18 protein-coding genes are annotated in these 20532 nt (G+C 63.8%); 7 read left to right on the top strand and 11 right to left on the bottom strand.

The features are described 5' to 3' along the window. The first annotated feature begins 574 nt into the window (after positions 1 to 574). The 4 genes from ACQ5SA_RS01500 (at position 575) to ACQ5SA_RS01485 (ending at position 4182) form a co-directional block, all read left to right on the top strand. A complete protein-coding gene (locus tag ACQ5SA_RS01500) occupies positions 575 to 1060 on the top strand; it encodes a hypothetical protein (RefSeq protein ID WP_499312192.1) in 486 nt (161 codons plus the stop codon). 383 nt (positions 1061 to 1443) lie between these two features. Continuing rightward, positions 1444 to 1965, top strand: a complete 522-nt coding sequence (locus tag ACQ5SA_RS01495) for a hypothetical protein (protein ID WP_499312190.1) — start codon at positions 1444 to 1446, stop codon at positions 1963 to 1965. Beyond that, a complete protein-coding gene (locus ACQ5SA_RS01490; protein ID WP_499312188.1) occupies positions 1962 to 2378 on the top strand; it encodes a hypothetical protein in 417 nt (138 codons plus the stop codon). The genes ACQ5SA_RS01495 and ACQ5SA_RS01490 overlap by 4 nt, the downstream gene beginning before the upstream one ends. A 1306-nt stretch (positions 2379 to 3684) precedes the next feature. Then, a complete protein-coding gene (locus tag ACQ5SA_RS01485; RefSeq protein WP_499312187.1) occupies positions 3685 to 4182 on the top strand; it encodes a hypothetical protein in 498 nt (165 codons plus the stop codon). Between the two features lie 330 nt (positions 4183 to 4512). On the opposite strand, the gene ACQ5SA_RS01480 is transcribed toward ACQ5SA_RS01485, so the two are convergent. Beyond that, entirely contained in the window at positions 4513 to 4842 is a 330-nt protein-coding gene (locus ACQ5SA_RS01480) for a YegP family protein (protein WP_499312185.1), read from the bottom strand. A 1063-nt stretch (positions 4843 to 5905) separates the two neighbouring features. On the opposite strand from ACQ5SA_RS01480, the gene ACQ5SA_RS01475 reads away from it, so the two are divergent. Both ACQ5SA_RS01475 and ACQ5SA_RS01470 read left to right on the top strand, forming a co-directional pair. Then, positions 5906 to 6598, top strand: coding sequence for a response regulator (locus ACQ5SA_RS01475; protein ID WP_499312184.1), 693 nt, complete (start codon positions 5906 to 5908; stop codon positions 6596 to 6598). Between the two features lie 116 nt (positions 6599 to 6714). Further along, positions 6715 to 8922, top strand: a complete 2208-nt coding sequence (locus ACQ5SA_RS01470) for an ATP-binding protein (protein ID WP_499312182.1) — start codon at positions 6715 to 6717, stop codon at positions 8920 to 8922. Between the two features lies 1 nt (position 8923). Here ACQ5SA_RS01470 and ACQ5SA_RS01465 read toward each other — a convergent pair whose 3' ends face one another. From ACQ5SA_RS01465 to ACQ5SA_RS01450, 4 genes are all read right to left on the bottom strand, one after another. Continuing rightward, positions 8924 to 9679 (bottom strand): SapC family protein, encoded by a 756-nt coding sequence (locus ACQ5SA_RS01465; RefSeq protein WP_353098700.1) that lies wholly within the window; start codon positions 9677 to 9679, stop codon positions 8924 to 8926. 111 nt (positions 9680 to 9790) lie between these two features. Then, the gene (locus ACQ5SA_RS01460) at positions 9791 to 10063 is read right to left on the bottom strand and encodes a hypothetical protein (protein WP_025877210.1); all 273 of its coding nucleotides are present in this window, start codon (positions 10061 to 10063) and stop codon (positions 9791 to 9793) included. A gap of 257 nt (positions 10064 to 10320) precedes the next feature. After that, the gene (gene fusA, locus ACQ5SA_RS01455; RefSeq protein WP_499312180.1) at positions 10321 to 12357 is read right to left on the bottom strand and encodes an elongation factor G; all 2037 of its coding nucleotides are present in this window, start codon (positions 12355 to 12357) and stop codon (positions 10321 to 10323) included. 400 nt (positions 12358 to 12757) lie between these two features. Next, positions 12758 to 12919, bottom strand: a complete 162-nt coding sequence (locus ACQ5SA_RS01450) for a hypothetical protein (RefSeq protein WP_499312179.1) — start codon at positions 12917 to 12919, stop codon at positions 12758 to 12760. A 306-nt stretch (positions 12920 to 13225) separates the two neighbouring features. On the opposite strand from ACQ5SA_RS01450, the gene ACQ5SA_RS01445 reads away from it, so the two are divergent. Beyond that, positions 13226 to 14029 carry a lysozyme inhibitor LprI family protein gene (locus ACQ5SA_RS01445; protein ID WP_499312177.1) on the top strand — a complete coding sequence of 268 codons (804 nt, stop codon included), beginning with the start codon at positions 13226 to 13228 and terminating at the stop codon, positions 14027 to 14029. A gap of 187 nt (positions 14030 to 14216) precedes the next feature. On the opposite strand, the gene ACQ5SA_RS01440 is transcribed toward ACQ5SA_RS01445, so the two are convergent. From ACQ5SA_RS01440 to ACQ5SA_RS01415, 6 genes are all read right to left on the bottom strand, one after another. Beyond that, positions 14217 to 14966 carry a hypothetical protein gene (locus tag ACQ5SA_RS01440; RefSeq protein WP_499312176.1) on the bottom strand — a complete coding sequence of 250 codons (750 nt, stop codon included), beginning with the start codon at positions 14964 to 14966 and terminating at the stop codon, positions 14217 to 14219. 69 nt (positions 14967 to 15035) lie between these two features. Then, positions 15036 to 15797, bottom strand: a complete 762-nt coding sequence (locus tag ACQ5SA_RS01435; protein WP_380652239.1) for a heme ABC transporter ATP-binding protein — start codon at positions 15795 to 15797, stop codon at positions 15036 to 15038. Then, entirely contained in the window at positions 15794 to 16837 is a 1044-nt protein-coding gene (locus ACQ5SA_RS01430; protein WP_089241109.1) for a FecCD family ABC transporter permease, read from the bottom strand. The genes ACQ5SA_RS01435 and ACQ5SA_RS01430 overlap by 4 nt, the downstream gene beginning before the upstream one ends. Next, on the bottom strand, positions 16834 to 17880 hold the full coding sequence (locus ACQ5SA_RS01425) for a heme/hemin ABC transporter substrate-binding protein (protein ID WP_499312174.1): 1047 nt from the start codon (positions 17878 to 17880) through the stop codon (positions 16834 to 16836). The genes ACQ5SA_RS01430 and ACQ5SA_RS01425 overlap by 4 nt, the downstream gene beginning before the upstream one ends. A 50-nt stretch (positions 17881 to 17930) precedes the next feature. Beyond that, the gene (locus ACQ5SA_RS01420) at positions 17931 to 19310 is read right to left on the bottom strand and encodes a Vgb family protein (RefSeq protein ID WP_499312173.1); all 1380 of its coding nucleotides are present in this window, start codon (positions 19308 to 19310) and stop codon (positions 17931 to 17933) included. A gap of 121 nt (positions 19311 to 19431) precedes the next feature. Continuing rightward, positions 19432 to 20460 carry an alpha/beta hydrolase gene (locus ACQ5SA_RS01415; protein WP_499312171.1) on the bottom strand — a complete coding sequence of 343 codons (1029 nt, stop codon included), beginning with the start codon at positions 20458 to 20460 and terminating at the stop codon, positions 19432 to 19434. Positions 20461 to 20532: the final 72 nt, after the last annotated feature.

The raw sequence follows: 20532 nt of genomic DNA, 5'->3' as shown, positions 1-20532 counted from the left end.
AAGGGGAAGCTCATGCTTAAAAGGATTTCAGCAGGATTGCTGCTTATTTCGCTTGCCTGCTCTGCGCAGGCTCAGTTGCAGTCCGCAACGGGCCCAAGAGCCAAGCCATTGCCGCCCGCGCCCAAGGCTGCCTACAACTCAATGTCGAAGAGCACCACGCCCTTCAACTGCCAAGAATTGGCATGGCCGAATCATCCGCATCCGGGTATGAAGGCCTACTGCGAACAAGTTGAGGCACGCACTCTGTCGAGTGAAGCCCAACGCGCAGGGCGTCCAGGTCCGTCGAACAGCGTTATCGGCCTGCCGCCCTTAGGTTCTGAGGCTTCCAGGCGTTCGGGAACCGCCTGCATCGGCGGTCAGGCGTTCCGAAAACTGCCGAACGGCTGGGAGCAGATCCACGCTCCCGCAGGCGGCTGGCAGCGCTGCCGCGAGCAGTGATTCGGAGGGAGGGATGTGGGAGGCGGCGCGCATGTGAACTGGCCAGCCTCGATTGGCGTGATTCGTCACGTCTGTACGCGCTTTGAAGTGAGCACTATGCTGCACCCACAAGCGCGCAGTTAATCTCAGGTGCAAAATGACTATCAGCAAGGAAGAGTCGAACCGACTTCGCGACGTGCGTGGAAGTGAGTTCTTTGAGCGCTATAACAATCCGAACCCATACGCGCACAGTCTCCTTCAAGGCCACCTTTTCATAGAAGAGCAACTTGAAGTGATTATCATGTCCGTGTTTTTAGAGCCCGAGGCTGTAATCGAGGCAAGGCTAAGTTTTTGGACCAAAATGAAGCTTGCACAGGCAGTGGCTGGCAGGAGTCTCGACATCTGGCCCGCACTTGAAAAACTCAACTCCGCTCGAAACGAGCTTGCCCATGGACGGGACCTGTCTATCCTTGAGAGAAGAATCGATGATTTCCTGAATGCAATGCCCGCCAAGGGAAAGCCGCATCATCAGAAAGATGTTTCGCGCACACGCAGATTGAATTTCGGAATAGTAAGGGCTGCCGCCTACATCTCTCGGACTGCAGAAGACTATCGTCCCACGGAGCCCGCCACTGCCGAATGATCTAGGGTGTAGGGGCGGCACCCCTGCGAAGACGCGTCACCCGTGCCGGTATGGTTTTGGCCCACGGTCCATATAGACCACATTGGAGGGTTCGGCGGCGGGGCCGCGATCACCCACGCCCAACCGCCGTTTCTGGCGAATTCTGAGCGCCTCGGCAAGGTAGATGTCGCTGGATTTCGTTGTGGCAGAAGCCGTTCGGGGCGGTACCGAATGCCGAAGAGGCCATCGGGCGGAATCTACCTGACGCGCCCGATGCCACCCACAGTGTCGAACGCCCCGCTGCTGGTCGCGGGGCATCAGCGCAATCACCCGCCGGCGGGGCAGGGCAGCGGTGCCGCCGCAGATTCTGCTCGCCGCACCAGACCCGCAAAGGTAACCGTTCCATGATGAGCAACGCCCAATTGAACCGAATCCCCGGCATCGAACTGCAGCTCTTCAAATGGATCTCGCTTGTCGAGGCCGACGAGATCCCCGACTGTGTTGAGCTCAAGCGCGCAGGCACCCGGATCTGGATCAAGCACGCGCGACTGGTGCTGGCCGGACTGGGTGATGACGTCCCCGTACTGACCCTAAGCAACATCCAGCTCAACCCCCGCCTCAAAGGCCGCGGTTGGCTGACCGAATTCATTGAGCTGTGCGATACATTGATTCCGTGGCCGGCGCTGTTTGTGGAGCGCGTACAGAATCCCAGGCTGCCCGCCTTCCTCAGACGCAAAGGGTTTATCGAACTGCAGCACGCCAACTTCTATCGTCCGTCAAAGGCCTGGCGAGCACGACACGGTTGGTCGCGCGACCAAGCCCTAGCCGCACAGCGGCAGGCTGACCGAGCACACGTAAGACCCCTATGGGAGAACCCCGACGCCATCGCCCATTTCATCGCACGACAGAAGGAGAAACCCCGATGACATCCACCATTTCCCGACGCGCGCACGCAGCCGACATGACCATGCTCGTGCTCTTCACCGCGCTGTTTCCGGTCATGTCAGCGCTGCATGCCCGGGTTTCCAACGAGCTGTATCACGTTCTGGCCGGCGTGCTGCTCGGCGGGATCGCCGCGCTTAGCCACGCCTTGCTCCACGATGGCTTCGTGCGCTGGCGCCACGCCGGTGTGGCGGGCATTGAACGGTCCCGTTCATTGCGGGTACTGCTGGTGGGGATGGTGTATCCCGTGCTCGGGCTGGTCAGTGGCGTGATTGCACTGTTTGGCATCACACCCAACGTCGGCCCGCACTACGCGATCGGTTTCGCAGCCGGCGGAGCGGTGATGGGCTGGCGCGCCAAGGCGGCGCTGGCGCAAAAACGAGCGCTGGGCCTGTGACCACGGGCGCCAGCGATGAGCGCTCACCGTGCTTGGCGGCAGCCACAATCCCGATGGATAGTCCGTGGCGAAGGCTCATAGATCTGCTCAGTGCTTGGGAATCAGGCCTGCTGCGCCGAGAGGATATCCTGTCAAGGCGCGAGATCGAGCTGCGGAGTCAGGGCAAAAAAGTACAAACGTAGTTGCGCCGCCAGCGAAAACGCAGTCGTGCCGAAGAGTACAAATTTACTTGGCGCAGAAGTACAGATTTAGTTGTCCCGTCAGCCGCAGCCATTGCTGATTGACGTAGAAGAGACGCCCCGCTGCAAATCCTTGATTTGCCTAAGAGAGCCGCCTGGATCGCGACCACTTCTCCGTCGTAGCTCGGCAGAAAAGTCTCCCCCTAATCCATGAGTGGAGGTTTAGATGCCCCGCATTGGCAGATGCGGCGGAAGATGTGCCCCCTAATCAGTGAGGGAGCGACCGATGATTCGACCTGATTGCCGGTGATCCAGCGGCATTGCGCCAGGGCTCTTATTCGTTTGGGCGCGTCTCAGTCATTGCGACTAGACGGAGGTAGAATGAATTCAATCAGAGGACGGCGAGGGCACTATGGATTGGCTGAAGACAATTCGCATCTACTGGCCAGCCACTGTAACGCTGGGGAGCTCGTTCATCGCGATGGCTCTCTTCGCACCCTTAAAGGCAAATCCGCTGACAGCTGGCATTTTCGACCTGCTGAAATGGCTGCCTATTGCCGGGATCGGCTTCGGAGTTTTTTACGGTGGCTGGATTACCTGGCGCCTTATGCAAGCGGAGCGCGGCGAGGGGCCCATATGCCCTAGGTGCAGCGGACCTCTCGGCTTCGTGAAGCATGCTCCATTCAGCCCTCATCGAACCTGTCTGGCATGCGGAAAGCACGCCAACGAGAGACACTATCGTTAGAGTGAAACATCACTTGATGCTGCGCGCTTGGTAGTGCGATCGAGCACGATTGCGCGCTGGACTAGCCAGTGCCTGCTTCAGGTTTAGCTGCAGTGGGCAACAGCAAAGGTGTCCCGCATGATTGCTGCTCTTTCAGGCTCTAATCTCTTCACTACCTATGCACCTATGCGGCGTCCGGTAGAGCTGGCTCCGCGTAACGCCGGTGCACCCCAGAAATCTGACGCCTTTCGGGTTCACCGACGGCCTGTTCTGGAGGCCCATCGCACAAGGTGCGCTGGGCCTTAGCGGTGGCCAGTCGCCCTTGGACCGAACATCGAATATGGCCTCAAGGTGGCGCGATTTCGGCCGATGAATGCCCTTCAACTTCCAGAAGTACGCACGAATGGGCAAGAAGAGAAAGGTGAGTCAGCGACCGAGTAGTGCCGCCTCACGAGGCCACGGTGACAACTCCAGCGTCGCTCCCAAGGTGACTACAAAGGACGATGAATTTGAGAAGGAACTGCGTGACTTTCTAGAACTGATGAAGGGCCTCGCGCTGGGTTTGGCAATGCTTGGTGGAGCGTTCATCGTTATGCGTAGCTCCATGCCAACTGCCTTGCGCGTCATCGGCCCGTGGGCATGCGCAACGCTGGGACTTTCCGCCGGAATGGCCTCTGCCCTGATCTATGCCCGTCACCGATTCAGCGTCAAGGGACAGCCCTTACCGATCGTCATTATTCGTGGATTTGGGCTGATCACGCTGCTTCTGACAATTCTTGGCACCTTCGTCGTGGCTGGCGAGATCAACCGACAAACTTCGGCACCTGGCAAAGCGTTGTTGGCTCCAACTACAACTTGCCCATCCAAGAGTGGAGAAGTAGTTGCTTCAGAGCGTAGCTAGAATCCTAGCGCCCGGTGACTGACCGGGTTCGCCGGCGGCGCGTTTGCTTGCATGTTCCCGGGGCCGGCACCGCCTCCAGCCCCTGAGCGAATCCGCGACTCAGGCTGGTGAGCATGACCGCCACTAACAGAAATGGATCCGCGCCCCTGGCAATCTGAAGCGAGACTTCATAGAAGCAGAAGTCATGCCGATGGAGCATGATTTCGAACTCCGGTCCCACAAAATCCGGCATCGCCTGGCATTCGCATCCTTGGCCGGCGCGTGTGGCAGGCACCCGAGGGCAGGGCGGGGGTGCCGAGAATGGGGAGCGGCACGCTCCCCATTTGGAACTCAAGCCTGATCGTCAACTAGCGCAGTTGGCCCGCTGTTCTTAACAGCCTGGATTCCTGCCTCGCGGGCTTGGGTGGATGAGTAGGTCTCACTGGTACCAATGCGCTCGCCATTAGCGGCCTTGAGGTTGAACATCGGTTGGCCGTTGGCCGCGCTCTTGCGCTCATAGCGCGAATCGTCAGGAGAGTTCGTCTTGACTGAAGCAATTCCAGTCAGTGCCCCTTGCTTTGAAGCGTACAACTCACTGGTGAGGATGATCTCGTTGTTGCCGGCCTTAAGGACAAAGCGGTACTGCGCTCCCGAACGACTCAGAACATATCGAGCTGCCATACAAGTTCCCCTAGCTGCGCCTGGATTGGCCAAGCGAATCTGTCAGAGGAAATCCCGAGTGTCTATCAGGGAAAGCCGCACCTCGATGAAAGATCGGCAGCATCCGGCAAAAACCCAAGTCACATCGACACTTACATAGCCCTGGCAAACATAAGATGCGTTGTGCCAAATAACGTATTGATTTAATTGACATCTTTAAAAGTCCACATTGCACGATGCCACTTCGAGGTGCCAGCCTGGTCCGGCAACGCCTGGCTAGTTGTGCGGGCTACATGGCTGCATTGCCGACGGCCCCATGGTGGTACAGCATCATGCAGAGCCACGACGGCACTGAGCATCAACGGCCGCAGCTATCAGAACGATTGCAGGCAGCTCATTTGATGCCTTGAGCAAGGATGATGGCGTGGAGATCAGCGGACACGACCGCGAGTCAACAAATCGCCTGCCTTGCAGTCTGTACAGAAGACTACGGGGTGACTCTTGGGGCGCTTCGGCAAAAATGTAGCCAACTTTTGAAGCAGTTGGGGCGAATGCCTGCTGCAGCGGGGGCGATTGCTCAAAGCAGCCCAACGACCCAGCCTGCGCCAGATATGTATCATTTCGCATAATGTATATTATGTTCAAAGCAGCAGGCCGTAGCCGATGCAACTCAGTCTGCCGCCCCCAGCGCCCCAGGCACCACCAAGTCCGCCACTGCCAGCCTCCGAGTCACCACATCCGTCGGAAACGCCAGATCCAGTCACCACAACGTGGCTCGGCAGCACATCCCTGCATCAACGCACGTGTACCAGCAGCCGACCACGCACTTTGCACCCGGTCAACGTTGAATTCTGAGCGCCATCCAGCCCCTCAGCCCTGCAGATTTCAACAACGCTCAAACGCAGATCCGTCGTGACGCGTCACGTTAACAGTCCTCACCAGCCCCGGCGAACGATCCAGAGCATCCAACGCCAGCAGACGCAGCCGGCCACCAGGCTGCGCAAACCCCGCGCCGATCACGACACAACGCTCCAACTTTTCTCGTTTTCCCTTTAGGAAAAGTCTCAAAAATTGAGCGTTTTCGATGCTCGACGCGACAGCAGCGCCAGAATGGTCGCCACGCCACTCGGCGCTGACAACACCCCCGCGCATGAACGGATTCCCTGCACCGCGCCGGCTTCGCCTGGCGCTGCTCGATGACCATGACGTCGTCCGCCGCGGCACCGCCTTTCACCTGGGCAACGACAGTCGCTTCAAGATCGTGGCCAGCCACAGTGACAGCCAGACTTTCATACTGGCCCTGCAGCAGTGCCACGCAGACGTGGCCATCATCGACATCACCCTTGCGCCCGCCGACATCAGCGGTGCCGAGCTGGTGCAGCATCTGCGGCGGTCGCTGCCGCGCGTAACGCTGCTTGGCTTTGCCGGCGAGAACTCGGTAGCGGTCATCAATCACCTGTTGGACGCGGGCATCAGCGGCTTTGTCGGCAAATCCGAGCCGCTGGCCGAACTTTCCGACGCGATCGTGCGCGTCGCCCAGGGCCTTTGCCGCATCCCGCCTTCGTGCAAGCTGCTGACACCCTGTGATGCCCTGAGCCGGAATGAGCGCGAGGTCATGCGCCTGGTCCTGGATGGGCTGACCGTTTCGGAGATTGCATTGCACAGGCACCGCAGCGTCAAGACCGTCAGCACACAGAAGGTTGCCGCCCTGCGCAAGCTGGGCCTGCGCAATGATGCGGAGATCTTCGCGATGCGGCAGCAATTGGAGGCCCTGTGATCGCGCTGCCGAGGCGCGTCCGCAACCCCATGCTGTTGGCGCTGCTCACCCTGCTTCCGTGCACGTCTGCGGGCGATATCCAGCATGAAGAATGGGGCTCTGGACGCGAGGTCCGGGTGGCCGCAGGACCCACGCTGCACCCGGCTCCCGACGACGCTACCGATCCCGAGGTGCTGCAGACGCTGGCGCATGGCTATGCCGCGCTCGTCGCCCGTCATTCCGGCCTGGCCTTCGTCGAAATCCCTTTTCCCAGTACCCTCGCGGCGATGATTGCCGTCTGCGAGGGACGGGCTGATCTGGCATTGGTGCAGGGCGCTGGCGATGGCGCACGCCTACCCTGCCCCAGCCTGGCGCCCTCGCGCAGCTTTCCGGGTGGCGCAAGCGTGCTCGCCGGTCGCATTGGCGAGCGCTTGCCGCGCCGTGTTTCCGATGTCGGCACGCTGCGGATCGCTGCCGTTGCAGGAGGCCCTTACCCGACGTGGCTCGCCGATCGGCACCCTGACGTAGCCGTCCTGCCCCAGCCCAGCATGCGGGCAGCGTTGGCGGCGGTGGATGCCGGCATTGCCGATGCGGCAATCGGCCTGGAATCCACGGCGGGCGCGATGACGCGGCGTCACTTTTCCCACAGCCTGCGCCTGCAGGTGCTTGATGCCAGTTTTCCAACCCAGCTGTATCTCCTGGCCAGGCGCGAAGACCAGGGGCTGCTTGAGCGCATCGAGGTGGCGCTGAATGACATCACCATCGAAGAGCATGCCCAGTTGCTGCGCCGCTGGGCCCAGCAGGCGCTGCCGATCGCGTTCGGCCAATCAGTACGCGAAGGTGTCGACCGCCTCGCACTCTGGCTGTTGCCAGTGGTGGCTCTGCTGCTGACGCTGCCGTTGCTGGCGATGCGCATACGGCGCCAGCAGCATGGTCGCGATCAGAGGCAGGCGCAGATGACGGGCATCATCAGCCATGAGGTGCGCAATTCCGCCCAGGCAGTCATGGCGTCAATCGACCTGTTGGGCCAAGCGCAACTGCCTGAAGGCCAGCGCGAGCTGGTGACCGCCGCGGCCAATGCCGGTCATACACTGCGCGGACTGCTCAATCGCGCAGTGGATTTCTCCCACTTGGTCAGCGGCACCTTCCGGCCAAGGCGGGTGCCCTGCGACGTTCCCGCGCTCTGCACGCAGGCGCTGCAGGCCATTGCGCCACAGGCGCAGAAGAAGGCACTGAGCCTGCAGTTTTCCGCGCCGCAGGCAACCTTCCCCACCCTGCTGACAGACCCGGACTGCCTGCGCCAACTGCTCGACAACCTGCTCGGCAATGCCGTCAAGTTCACCGACGTAGGTGGCGTTGAACTACGCCTCCAGCTTGATCCGCCGCCAAAGGCCGCGTCGCTGCTGATAGAAGTCATCGACAGTGGCATCGGCATTGCGCCAGCGCAGATGCGTGACCTGTTCAAGCCCTTCCAACAGGCCGATGCGGGCAGGCAGCGCGGTGGCAGCGGGCTGGGCCTGTCCATCTGCCGCACGTTGGCCGAAGCGATGGGCGGCAACCTGGACGCCTACAGCGTGCATGGTCGCGGCAGCCGTTTCATTCTTCGTCTGCCGGCACAGCGGGTGCCGGAAGACGTGCCGGCAACTCCGGCAGCCCCTGCCCCGCCGCCGTTGGCCGGTGCGCGCATTCTGCTGGTCGAGGATCACGCACTGAACCGACAGGTCATTGCAGCGCAGCTGCGACGCTGGGGCGCGACCGTGCTTGAGGCGGCAACTGCCGCCGATGCATTGTCGATGCAGGCGAAGGCACCCTGCCCGCTGGTGCTGCTCGACATCGGTCTGCCGGGAATGGATGGCTACGCGTTGGCTCAGCAACTGCGGCTGCATGAGGCAAAAGGCGCGCCCCGCGCCCGACTGCTTGCGCTCTCCGCCTTCACCGGTGGCGACCACGCGCTGCGCTGCCAGGCTGCCGGCATCGACGCCGTGCTGGTCAAGCCGCTGCAGATCGATGCACTGCTACAGGCGCTGGATCAGCCTGCACCCGTCCGTACCGGCGAGGGTATTGACCACGAACTGGCGGCCGCCTACGAAGAGGATATCGATCACGAACTGCAGTGCCTGCAGGAGGCGATCGGTAGTTGTGACGCTACGCGACTGCGCCATCACGCGCATCGCCTGCAGGGTACGTTGCAGATGCTTGGCGAGGGCGGCATGGCGGCGCTTGCCGGCGCACTCTGGGAACTGGGCGACCGCATGCCACCCAGGTGGACCGAGGCGGACCACCTGCTGGCCCAGATACAAACCTGGCGCGGCTCCCGGGTTGCGGGAGCCGCGCCAGCGCCCTGAATCAGGCGGCGTTGCGGCCCGCCTGACGGCGGGTCAGGTCGTTGAAGCGGCCCAGCGACATCAGGTGCTGGTGGATCAGCGCCAGCCAGCCGTTGCGGTGCCATTCGATGACCGTCGCGTCCGGAAGCGCGATGAACTTCTCGACGTCCACCACGAAGAAGCCGTTGAGGTTGAACTCACGGCCGTCGGGCAGGCGCACGGTGGCATTGCGCTCGACCAGCAGGCCGTTGTCGACCAGCGCCTTGGAGAACGCCTGGGTCTGTTCGTGTTCGCGGGTGAACTGGCCGCAGAACTCGAGTGCCTGCTGCACCATGTCGGTGGCCTTGCCATCGACGAACAGCGGCTGGCCTTCTTCGCCGCCACGGACGATGCGCGTGCTGTCTTCGTCGATGCCGAGCAGGAAGTCATTGTCCGCGCCGGTATCGATGAAGATGAAGGGATGACGGCGCAGGTAGGCCGGGATGTAGGTCTCGTCGTCCCACAGGCCATCGGTGATGAACAGGTTGTCGGTGGTCACACCCACGGCGGCCATCGGCACCGCGCTCGGGCCTGCGAACAGGATCGGGAAGTGGTGCAGCGCCAGCGAGAATTCGCCCAGCACCAGTGGAATGGAGTTGGCGTTGGCAGCGAACTCGAGCTTGCCCGGCAGGATGCGCAGATCGGCGTGCAGATCGGCCTGCAGCGGCACCGGACGGGTGTAGAACAGGGGCGCGCTGCTCGGCGCAGCTTCGGTGGTGGTGTCGCTGGTGGTGGTCATCGTGGAAACCATGTCGATCATGCGCGCCTGCCATCCCGGGCGCGCCAGCGGGAACAACCTGAATCCCGCATTATCAACAAGGCAGGTGACAACGGCCACCCCGCAGCCGACTTATTTCAGCTGCAACGGGTAACGCTGCCACAGAACGTGGACCAGAAAGCCGGCCAATTCGGTGTCGCGTGCACTGACCGCCGCGCGGATCTTGTCCAGCAGGACCATGTCGCTGCAGTGCCGCACGTCGGCGTGATTGGCCTGCCCCGCGCGACGCGCCCGGTAGCGTGCAGCCCGCTGCGCATCGCTCATTGCGTACCCGAACTTGGGCGGCCGACCGCGTTTGCGCGGCAGGGTCAGCTCCAGGGTTCCGGGATCATTGTCATCACGCATGGGCAGGGTGCGGGCGGCGGCAAGCAATGGGGGGTGCGCAATTTATCGTGAGGCATCACTTTAATCCAGCTTTTTCTGCAGTTTTGTTGCAATGCAGTGCAAGTGCGTCGTGCACGGATGGCACCCATCCACGCATGGCGTGGATCTACCGAAGGCCAGCAAGGCCAGCTTTGCAGTAGATCCACGCCATGCGTGGATACGGATCCCGCCAGCGCGCAAAAAAAGGGAGCCCGCGAACGGGCTCCCCTGCGCTTTCCTTACGATGCACGCACCGGCTCGTAGCCATGCAGATGCGATTCGCTGCTGGCGCGGCCCTGGCTCAGCGAACGCAACGAGGTGGTGTAACCGACCAGCTGCGCCAGCGGCGCGAAACCGCTGACTTCGGCGCGACCATCCTGGTCGTCGATGCGGGCGACGCGGCCATGGCGACGATTCAGATCGCCTACCACGTCACCCACCGAGGTCGACGGCGAATGCACCGTCACCGCCATCACCGGCTCCAGCAACTGCGTACCGCTGGCCGCCAGCGCGGCCTTGATGCCCTCGCTGCCCGCCCGATGGAACGCCATCTCCGACGAATCCTTCGCGTGGGTCTGGCCATCCACCAGGCTGACCTCGATGCCCACCACCGGGTGGCCTTGCGGCCCTTCCGACAGCGCGGCACGAACGCCCTTCTCCACCGCGGCGATGAAGTTGCGCGGCACCACGCCACCAACGATGCGGTCATTGAACACGACCTCGCCGTCGTCGCGCGGCGCCACATCCAGCACCACGTGCGCGAACTGGCCCTGGCCACCGGTCTGCTTGACCAACCGGCCCACAACACCTTCAACGGCACGCTGCGGCGTCTCCTGATACGCCACGCGCGGCGCGCCAATGCCGATGTCCAGTTTCCATTCGCTGCGCAGGCGCTCGACCATCACTTCCAGGTGCAGCTCGCCCATGCCCCAGGCCAGGGTTTCACCGGTATCGCGATCGGTTTCCACCCGGAACGAAGGATCTTCCTGGGCCAGGCTGGCCAGACCCTGCGCCAGCCGGATCAGGTCGGCCGCACGTGCCGGCTCCAAGCGCCATGCCAGCACCGGGGCCTGCGCCTGGATACTCTCCAGAAGCAACGGCTGCCCTCGCCCGCTCAGCGTTTCACCGCTGACCGCATCCTTCCAGCCCAGCACCGCCACGATGTCGCCGGCCACGGCCTGCCCGATGTCCTGGGTCTGGTCGGCCTGCACGCGCACCAGCCGGCTGATGCGGCGCCCTTGCGGATGCTGCGAGCTGGCCACGTTGTCGCCCACCTTCAAGGTGCCCGAGTACAGCCGCACGAAGCTCAACGCGCCGTGCTGCTGGTGGGTGATCTTGAACAGCAGGCCCGCCAACGGGCCGTCCGGGTCTGGCGGCAGCAGCACGGCGCCGCCCTCGCCTTCGGCCGTAGCGGCAGGACGATCCAGCGGCGACGGCAGGTAATCGACCACCGCATCCAGCAGCGTTTCGATGCCCTTGTCCTTGAAGGCAGCACCGGCCAGTACCGGCACGCCAGCACCGGCCAGCGTCGCGCGGCGGATCGCGGCGCGCAGCATCGCCGCGTCGATGTCGCGACCTTCCAGCCATGCCGTTGCCAGCACATCGTCATGGTCGGCCACGGCTTCGACCAGCGCATTGCGCTGCGGCCGCCACTGCGCGCGCTCGGCATCGCTCCAGGCTGTCACCGTCGCTGCGCCTCCGTCCTGCCAGTGCAGCACGCGGCCATCGACCAGGTCGACCCAGCCATGGAACTCGCCTTCGCTGCCCAGCGGCATACCCAGCGCCCACGGGCGCGCCCGCAGCTTGTCCTGCAGCTGCTCCAGCACGCGCTCGAACGAGGCGCCGATGCGATCCATCTTGTTGACGAACGCAATCAACGGCACGCCATGCCGGCGCGCCTGGCGCCACACGGTCTCCGATTGCGGCTGCACGCCGTCCACGGCCGAGAACACGGCCACGGCACCGTCGAGCACGCGCAGCGAGCGCTCGACCTCGATGGCGAAGTCGATGTGGCCTGGTGTGTCGATCAGGGTCAGCTGATGCAGTGGCAGATCGCGCGGCGCCCACTGGGCGTGCACGGCAGCAGCGCCGATGGTGATGCCACGCTCGCGTTCGATCGCCGAGAAGTCGGTGGTCGCGTTGCCGTCGTGCACTTCGCCGACGCGATGGATCTCGCCGGTCTTCCACAGAAGGCGTTCGGTAAGCGTGGTTTTGCCTGCGTCGATGTGGGCAATGATGCCGAGGTTGCGAAGACGCGACAGAGTATGGGTGTTCATGAGATGGGTTCCTGCTGGGCCAACTTCGGGGGCCGCACACCCCGGTTGGCTACAGGGTGTGCGGCTGGCGTTCGGTCTCGGCGATCTGGTGCATGGCACGTTCTCCTTGCGGGTGAAGCGGGTAGAGGGAGGGCGAAAACGAAAAGAGCGCCCCGGAGGGCGCTCTGTGGATGGTCCAGCGAAGGCCGCGATCAGCGGCCTCGTGGGGCTCCAGGCAGGCACGCCCGCTCCGCGCTTGCGCGGGTCAGGGTGAAAAACTTCAGGAGCGGCATCCGGTTCATGCGGCGCATTCTAGACCTGTGAATCTGGCGCGCAAGTGAATATTGCGCACATGGATGGAACGATGAGCCCCAAAGCAGAGCCACCGCATGGGTGGCTGCAACCCAGGACGCCAGGCGGCTTACTTGCAGTCGTGCAGACGGCGGGCATCACCCACGGTCGCGGCATGCTGCTCTACGGTCGACACCCAGCCCTTCAGGGGCATCGCCGGGTCGGTGCGCGGCTTGCGCGGACCGCCATGGATCAGCACTTCGGTCCAGCTGCCAGTTACTGGCAATCTCACCCCATGGCATATGGCGACTCATGCCGTTTCGCCGCCGCTTACTTGGTGAGCTCTGGTTGGCCAGACAAGCCCTCGTCGCAAGGATGTCGCTAAAGCCCCGCCGCAAAGCCTGCCTGCGGATCACTCGCTTGGACGTCGCAACAGCGCAAAGATCCGTGCAACCACGCTTTTATCGGGCAGATGGCAGACCTGGATCTGCGCACAAGGCTACAAGCACTTGCCTGGGCGACCAGGCGCACCCAATGATTTCGTACGCCACCTGCGCAAGCACCCGAAGATCGATCCCGAGAAGCAAACGGCCTGACTTTGAATATCCTCGCCCTGATACTGACATCGACCAATCTCATTCACATCTTCACCACTGGACCGGAATTTGTCCGAGAGAATCCAAAAAACTTCCACTGCAACCAGCCTGATGTAATCGCGAAAGCAGTGGAAAAAGTAAGATCCGAAGCCCGCGATCGCATGTATGTAGAGGGACTCTCCCAGCTTTCAACGCCCCGCAGATCAACCGACGACCTGGAGGAATTGGTTGATTCGATTCCAATCGATCTCAGAGTCACCCAGACCAAAGCGTCAGAAAGCGCCTTTGCGCTCATCGAGTGTGAAGCCACGATAGAGTTTGAAATTCCGGATCACACCATGAATGTGATACGCAGGGATCAACGCTCCAAGGACGTCACGACACGCGGCCACGCGCAACTCACCGACAAGGGAATTTTCTGGGGCAATTTTAGATTTGGGGTTGAATTTGACGGAAGGAGGCCAGCCATTGTCGAGCTGTCTGGCCTGCAATTTCCACAAGTCCTACTGTCAACCATTGCGATCACGATAGCGGACAGCGACATCATCCTTGAGCGTCGTCTGGCAGTGGTCGCTGCCGATTTCTACATTGTGGATAAAGACCTCAACTCCTTCTGGAGAGCGCTCTCGACACAGCAGCGCCTACGCATGCGGAGGTCGCAGCGCGAGTGGATTGTCGAGAAGGTGAGAACCTGCAGCGATGCTGATGGAAAAGGTTACGAGTCCCTGCCGATCGTTGAGAAAATTGACGCTCTCAATTGCCATCGCAGAATGACAGAGGAGCGCCTGACACTCCTTTACAACTAGCCGCGCCTCGCAGAAAGGTGCGGCCACTGCCGTCAACATCATAGCCTTGGGCCCGAGCAGGCCAGCCGCGCGTACTGGGCATTCAGCAGTACAACATAGGCACTCCTGACGCTCCACATCGGCTCCGCCCATGAACCCAGCCAGGACCGCGCCTCAAGACTGAATATCTTGAGTTCCCCAAACGCCCTTACTTGCAGTCATGCAGACGGCGGGCATCACCCACGGTCTCCGCATGCTGCTCTACGGTCGACACCCAGCCCTTCAAGGGCATCGCAGGGTCGGTGCGCGGCTTGCGCGGACCGCCATGGATCAGCACTTCGGTCCAGCTGCCGGTGGGTGCCAGCTCGGCCAGACGCGCGGCCTGGTCTTCATCGGTACTGAAGGTGTCGCCCGGCGAGGACGGCTTTGCGTTGTTGACCGTCGCCTGCTTGCGAACGCGCACACGCAGGGCGCCGTCCGGCATGCGCTGGGTGGCCACTTCGTAGCGCTCCACGCCGTAGGCCCACGTGGATTCACCGGGGCGACGCGTCTCGGTGCCGTCATCGGCCACTTCGATCGACTCGCCGGTGACCGCGCCCAGCGCAGCGATGCCGCCGAAGCCAGCCATCATCGCCTCGTAGGCCACCATCTGCCGCTGTTCGACCGACAGCTTGCTGGCGTCCGGCTTCATGCCAGGCAAATTGAGATAGGCCGCCTTCTTGCACAACAGCAGCACACGCTTGTCCTCCCAGGCCATGCCGATCTCACCATTGCCGAAGTACTCGGTGGTGAACGACGAAACCGCTGCGCCCTCGCCGGTCGAATGGCGCGTCTCGATCAGCGACGCCTGCTCGGATGCAGTCATCAACGAGACCTTGGTGGTCGCAGCGGCGCTTGCGGCGCCAACAACGCCGATCAAGGCGACAAACAGCGCGCAACGCGGGCGGGAGAGATTCATCAGGCCATTCCTTTGCAAAAAATCGAGCCGCACATGATACGCGGCACGGCCGGGCATGCCCGCTTCGCGTCAGGTAACCACCACCAACGGCACACCGCGACGTGGATGCTGCAACACCACCACGTCCTGCTGGTAGACACGCTGCAGATTGGCCTCGGTCAGCACCTCCGATGGCGTGCCGTCGGCCGCCACCCTGCCCTGCTCCAGCAGCACAATGCGATCGGAGTAGCCGGCCGCCAGATTGAGGTCATGCAGCACCACTATCACGCACGCACCAGCCTCGGCACATGCACGCACGCTGCGCAGAGTGCGCTCCTGGTGGCGCAGATCCAACGCAGCCGTAGGCTCATCCAGCAACAGCAAGGGCGTGTCCTGTGCCAGCACACGGGCGAAGGTGGTCCGCGCCGATTCGCCCCCGGACAGCTGCTGCACTTCGCGCAGGCGCAGCGCCTGCAGTTCGGCAGCATCGATCGCGCGTTCCACCTGCGCATCGTCCACCTGCGGATCCGGCGGATGCGGCAGGCGCCCCATCGCCACCACTTCCTCCACGCTGAAGGCGAAGCGCACGCCATGTTCCTGCGGCATCACCGCACGTTCGCGTGCAAGGGGCCCGGCCTTGTAGTCACGCAGCGGGCGTCCGTGCAGATGCACGTCGCCACCGTCGGCGCGCAGATCGCCGGCCGCCACCCCCAGCAGCGTCGACTTGCCGGCACCATTGGGCCCCACCAGCGCCGTCACCGTGCCCGGCTGGAATGCGAGGGTGATGCCATGCAGGATCTCGCGCTGTTGACGGCGCACCACCACGTCGCGCAATTGCAGAAATGCGCTCATGCGGCTGCCTTGCGACGCTGCTGCAGCACCAGCCACAGGAAGAACGGCGCGCCCAACGCAGCCGAGAACAGGCCCAGCGGAATCTCGGCAGGCGGGTCCAGGGTGCGCGCAGCGGTGTCGGCCACCACGATCAGCAGCGCACCCAGCAGGCCCGACAACGGCAGCAGCCAGCGATGGCCAGGGCCGACCAGCAACCGCGCCACATGCGGCACCACCAGGCCGACGAAGCTGATCGAGCCAGCGAACGCCACCGCAGAGCCCACCAACAGCGCACTGAACGCCACCAGCAGGCGTCGTGTACGTGCCACATCGAGCCCCAGGTGCTGCGCCTGGCGCTCGCCCAGCGCCAGCATGTCCAGCGGCGTGGCCAAGCGTTGCAGCGCAAATGCACCAATGGCGAACAGCGGCAGCACCGCCACCACATCAGCCCAGTTGGCCCGCGCCAGCGAACCCATCTGCCAGAACACCAGCGATTGCAGCTCGCTTTCGTTGGCGATGTAGGTCAGGAAACCGATCAACGCCGAGCAGAAGGCGGCCATCGCAATACCGACCAGCAACAGCGTGGCGTTGCCACTACCCTTGCCCGGCCGTGCCAGCGCATAGGTCAACCCGATCGCGGCGGCACCGCCGCCGAACGCCGCCACTGGCACCAGCCAGCCGGCTGCACCCGCGGCACCGAGTACGATCGCCGCCACGGCACCCAATGCAGCGCCCTGGCTGACACCAACGATGCCCGGATCGGCCAGTGGATTGCCGAACAGTCCCTGCAGGCTGGCACCGGCCATCGCCAGCGCCGCTCCTACCATGGCCCCCAACAGCGCACGCGGAATGCGCAACTGCCACACCACGGCCAGGTCACGACTGCTGACCGATTGCGGATCCAGCAGGCCCAGCTTTACCGCCAGCGCCTGCATCACCTCCAGAGGCGGCAACCGCAGCGGCCCCACGGCGAACGACGCCAGCACCGCGCCCAGCAGCGCGACCAGTGCAATCAACAACATCGTCCGCCCGCGACGGCGGCGTCGATCCGCAGGACTCATGCCTTCGGCAGCGCCGCCAGCGCCTTGGCCAACGCCAACGCGCCCGCACCGGAACCGATGCTGGCGTACTTCAGCTGTGCATCCGGCATCACCCAGACCCGGTTGGCCTGCCCGGCCGGGGTCTGCTTCAGCGTCGGATAGGCCTTCCACAGGCCCTCGGCACCGCCAAACAACTGCAGATCATGCTCGGTCACCAGGATCACTTCCGGTGCCGCCGCGACCACGCCTTCGTTGCTCAGCTGCGAATAGTTGGCCACGCCGGCCTCGGTGCCGATGTTGATGCCGCCGGCCAGCGCGATCAGCTTGGCCGACGCGCTATCGGCACCGGCCACGGTCGGTGAACCGCCTGCACCCGTCGCCGATACATGGATCACCCGCGGCGCATGCCCCAGGCCCTTGCCGATCGCGGCAGCCTCATCCAGCTGACGCTGCACCTGGGTGGCCAGGGTCTGCCCTGCATCCGCCACGCCGAGCACGGCGGCAATCTTGCGCACCTTGTCCGGTGCCGGCTGCAGGTCATCGATCACCACTGCAGGCTCGCCCACTTCGCGCAGCTTCTTTGCCAGTTCAGTGTGCCGGCGCAGGCTGTTGCCGATGAACAGCGAGCCCTGCAGGCTCAGCACGCCCTCCACGCCGGTGGTGCGGTTGAACAAGAACTGGTGCGGCGCGGCCAGGCCTGCCTGAGTCGTGGTGTTGGTCGGCGCGGCGAACACCTGCTTGCCCAGCCCCAGCGCTTCGATCACCGCGATGATGTCGTCACCGCCGGCAATGATCCGGCTGGTGTCATCCACCTCCACACCGGCGCCATCGTCGGACTGGACCTTGGTCGGCAGCACCGCCTGCTGCCCCGGCAGGGTCGGCACGTCATTGTCCGCCACACGCTGCCAGCCTGCGGGCAGCGCCCCGGCCTCGGTGGTGGCGGCAGTCGGTGCAGCTGCGTCGGGGCTGCCCGAAGACGGCGGCGCCTTGTCGCCACAGGCGGCCAGCACCAATGAAACGGCAAGCGGGAGCGCGCACAGGCGCAGGCGGGAAGCGATGTTCATGCAGGTTCTCCTTGCTGGCAGGGCAGCGGAGTGCTGCCCTGCCCTGTGGCTTACGGCTGACGCAGGCTGATGCGGGTGATGCGGTCACCCTTCGGATCTTCAGCGCCACGCGACTTGTTCACGGCGAAGACATTGCCCTTGCCATCGGCGCGGACATGGTTGGGGAAGGTGCCACCATCGAGGTTGCCGACTACCTTGCCATCGCGATCAACGGCGGTGACCGTACCGGCGCCGCGGTTGGTGACGTAGGCCAGGCCGCTCTTCGCATCGAAGGCCACGTTCAGCGCACCGGCACCGACCGGCACGTCGTGCACGACCTTGCCGCTGGCCACGTCGACGATCAGCAGGTTGTCGGTACCCTGCGAGGCTACGTAGAGACGGTTGCGCTGGGCATCGAAGGCCACGCCCGAGGCGCTGATCGAATTGCCCAGGTCGATGACCTTGTCGACCTTGCCGCTGGCCACATCGATCACCGCCGCTTCCGGCGTACCGATGCTGACCGTGAACAGCTTGCCGCTGGGCTCATCCAGCACCAGGCTCATCGGCACGAACTTCTCGTCGTCCACGCCGGAGGCCAGGGTGATCGGCTCCAGCACCTTCAGCGTCTTCGCGTCGAACACCGACAGGTGGTCTTCGCCAGCGGCCGAGGCGAACACCTTGCCGTGCGTGCTGTCGACCACGACGTCGCGGGCGTGCGGCACGGTGCCGACCGGGAACTGATGGACCAGCGACAGATCCGCCTGGCGATAGACGGCCACGGTGTCCTGGCGGGTGTTGCTGACCCAGACGTTGCCGTTGGCATCATCCACGCCCACGCCATACACCGCGAACACGGCACCGTTGGTGCTGCCCGGCACCTGCGCCGGGGTGATGGCCTTGGTCACCTTCAGCGACTTCGGGTCCAGCTTCAGCAGCTGCGACTGGGTGACCGGCGGGCGACCGACGGCCGAGGTCACGAACACCGCGTTGCTGGCGGCGCTGTAGGCCGACTGGTAGAGGCCCGGCACCAGCTTGTTGGACTGGGTGGCGAACTGCGCCTGGCCCGACAGCGGCAACTGCGGCGACACGCGCAGCTTCAGCACGGTTGCGGCGGCCGGCTGGCTGGCGCGCACCACCACCGGGTGGGTGCCCGGCACCGCGTCGGCCGGAATGGCCAGCTGGGTCTTGAAGTGGCCATCGGCATCGACCACCACCGGCTGGCTGTTGAGCACGGTATCGCCGCGCAGCAGGCTGACCTGCTGGCCCGGCACGAAGCCGCGGCCAGTGACGTCGGCGGTGCTGCCGGGAACCACGTTCTCACCGCGTGAGACAACCTGGCCCTTGAAGGTGGCGCTGGCCGGCTGGTCGAACACCGGCTGTGCGGTGGCGGTCACTGCCAGCAGCAGGCCGGCAGCCAGGGAAGTGAGACGGAAAGACGGACGGAACGACATGGAAGGCTCCTTGCACACGTAGGCCGCGCCTCGTGGCGCGGGATTCATCGGTTGCCTTGGCCGCTGCACATCGACAGTCCGCCTGGGTAGTGGGGTCGCACGGCATGGCCATGCGAGGGATTCATTCGGCGGCGTTGTCACCACCGGTTGGCTGGCCGTCACCGGCGCTGCGATCGGTCACGCCGTACAGCTCATGCAGGGCTGCGTGGAAGGACGCCGGCAGCATTGGGCCGTGGCCAAGGCCGGGGAATTCGCGGTACTGCACGCTCAGCCCCGGCACCTGGCCCAGGCGTTCGGACAGCTGCATCGCCGCATCCGGGGTGGCGCCACCAATGCGGCGCAGATGCGCGACCACGCGCGGATTGCTCATATCGCGTTTGCCGCGGTCGCCGACGCGCTCGGCGCCGCCGAGCATCAGCCACACCTTCGCGGGCTGACCGTGTGCGTTCTGCACGAACTGCTGCTCGACGTCGCCCAGCGGCGCGCCCTGGCTCCACCACAACGACGGACTGGCGCTGAGGTAGTATTGGAAGGCCGCCGGACGGGTGTACAGGCTGCTGAGCACGAACAGACCGCCCAACGAGTGGCCCCACAGCGCCTGCTGCTGGTGATCGATAGTGGCGCGGCGCTCGACTTCAGGCTTGATGCGGCGCTCGATCATGTCCAGGAACGCCGCTGCCCCGCCGCCGACGGCCTGGGTCTTGCCGCTTTCGTCATCGGCGCGATCTATCCACGCGGTGTAGTCGCGGGTGCGCGCAGCCGAATCGATGCGCAGATCGTTGTCGTAGCCGATCAGCACCAGCACCGGCGGCGCCTTGCGTGCGGCCAGCTCGGCCAGCAATGGCTGGTCCAGCACCATCGCCACGGCGTTGCCGTCCAGTGCGTACAGCACCGGCGATGGCGCCTTGGAGGCTTTCGCTGGAATCACTACATTCACCCGCCAGCGGCGTTGCTGGTCGGGACTGTCGATCACGAAACGCTCGAAACGATAGCTGGCCGCCGGCGCATCAAGCACGGTCTGGCCCATCTTCTGCAGCGGATTGCGTTGCTGCGCGTATGCGTACGGGGTAGCCAGGAGCAGACCCATCATCAAGGCGGCCAGGCCGGATAGCAGCGGGCCACGGCGCGGAGGCAGGACGGAAGACTTCATCAGTGACGGCGAAAGCGGCACACGGCCACCGGTTCACAAGGGATCGCAGTCTACCTTAAACGCGAATGATTA

Origin of the sequence: Stenotrophomonas indicatrix (genome assembly GCF_050573115.1) — a bacterium.
GTDB classification, from domain to species: domain Bacteria; phylum Pseudomonadota; class Gammaproteobacteria; order Xanthomonadales; family Xanthomonadaceae; genus Stenotrophomonas; species Stenotrophomonas lactitubi_A.
This window is presented reverse-complemented; position numbering and strand designations above follow the sequence as displayed.

Bases quoted from the DNA above. Each gene is read 5' to 3' on its own strand.
- ACQ5SA_RS01475 (WP_499312184.1), top strand. From the start codon at position 5,906: ATGCTCGACGCGACAGCAGCGCCAGAATGGTCGCCACGCCACTCGGCG.
- ACQ5SA_RS01495 (WP_499312190.1), top strand. From the start codon at position 1,444: ATGATGAGCAACGCCCAATTGAACCGAATCCCCGGCATCGAACTGCAG.
- ACQ5SA_RS01425 (WP_499312174.1), bottom strand. From the start codon at position 17,880: ATGAACATCGCTTCCCGCCTGCGCCTGTGCGCGCTCCCGCTTGCCGTT.
- ACQ5SA_RS01420 (WP_499312173.1), bottom strand. From the start codon at position 19,310: ATGTCGTTCCGTCCGTCTTTCCGTCTCACTTCCCTGGCTGCCGGCCTG.
- ACQ5SA_RS01480 (WP_499312185.1), bottom strand. From the start codon at position 4,842: ATGGCAGCTCGATATGTTCTGAGTCGTTCGGGAGCGCAGTACCGCTTT.
- ACQ5SA_RS01500 (WP_499312192.1), top strand. From the start codon at position 575: ATGACTATCAGCAAGGAAGAGTCGAACCGACTTCGCGACGTGCGTGGA.
- ACQ5SA_RS01460 (WP_025877210.1), bottom strand. From the start codon at position 10,063: ATGCGTGATGACAATGATCCCGGAACCCTGGAGCTGACCCTGCCGCGC.
- fusA (WP_499312180.1), bottom strand. From the start codon at position 12,357: ATGAACACCCATACTCTGTCGCGTCTTCGCAACCTCGGCATCATTGCC.
- ACQ5SA_RS01435 (WP_380652239.1), bottom strand. From the start codon at position 15,797: ATGAGCGCATTTCTGCAATTGCGCGACGTGGTGGTGCGCCGTCAACAG.
- ACQ5SA_RS01485 (WP_499312187.1), top strand. From the start codon at position 3,685: ATGGGCAAGAAGAGAAAGGTGAGTCAGCGACCGAGTAGTGCCGCCTCA.
- ACQ5SA_RS01490 (WP_499312188.1), top strand. From the start codon at position 1,962: ATGACATCCACCATTTCCCGACGCGCGCACGCAGCCGACATGACCATG.
- ACQ5SA_RS01415 (WP_499312171.1), bottom strand. From the start codon at position 20,460: ATGAAGTCTTCCGTCCTGCCTCCGCGCCGTGGCCCGCTGCTATCCGGC.
- ACQ5SA_RS01465 (WP_353098700.1), bottom strand. From the start codon at position 9,679: ATGACCACCACCAGCGACACCACCACCGAAGCTGCGCCGAGCAGCGCG.
- ACQ5SA_RS01440 (WP_499312176.1), bottom strand. From the start codon at position 14,966: ATGAATCTCTCCCGCCCGCGTTGCGCGCTGTTTGTCGCCTTGATCGGC.
- ACQ5SA_RS01430 (WP_089241109.1), bottom strand. From the start codon at position 16,837: ATGAGTCCTGCGGATCGACGCCGCCGTCGCGGGCGGACGATGTTGTTG.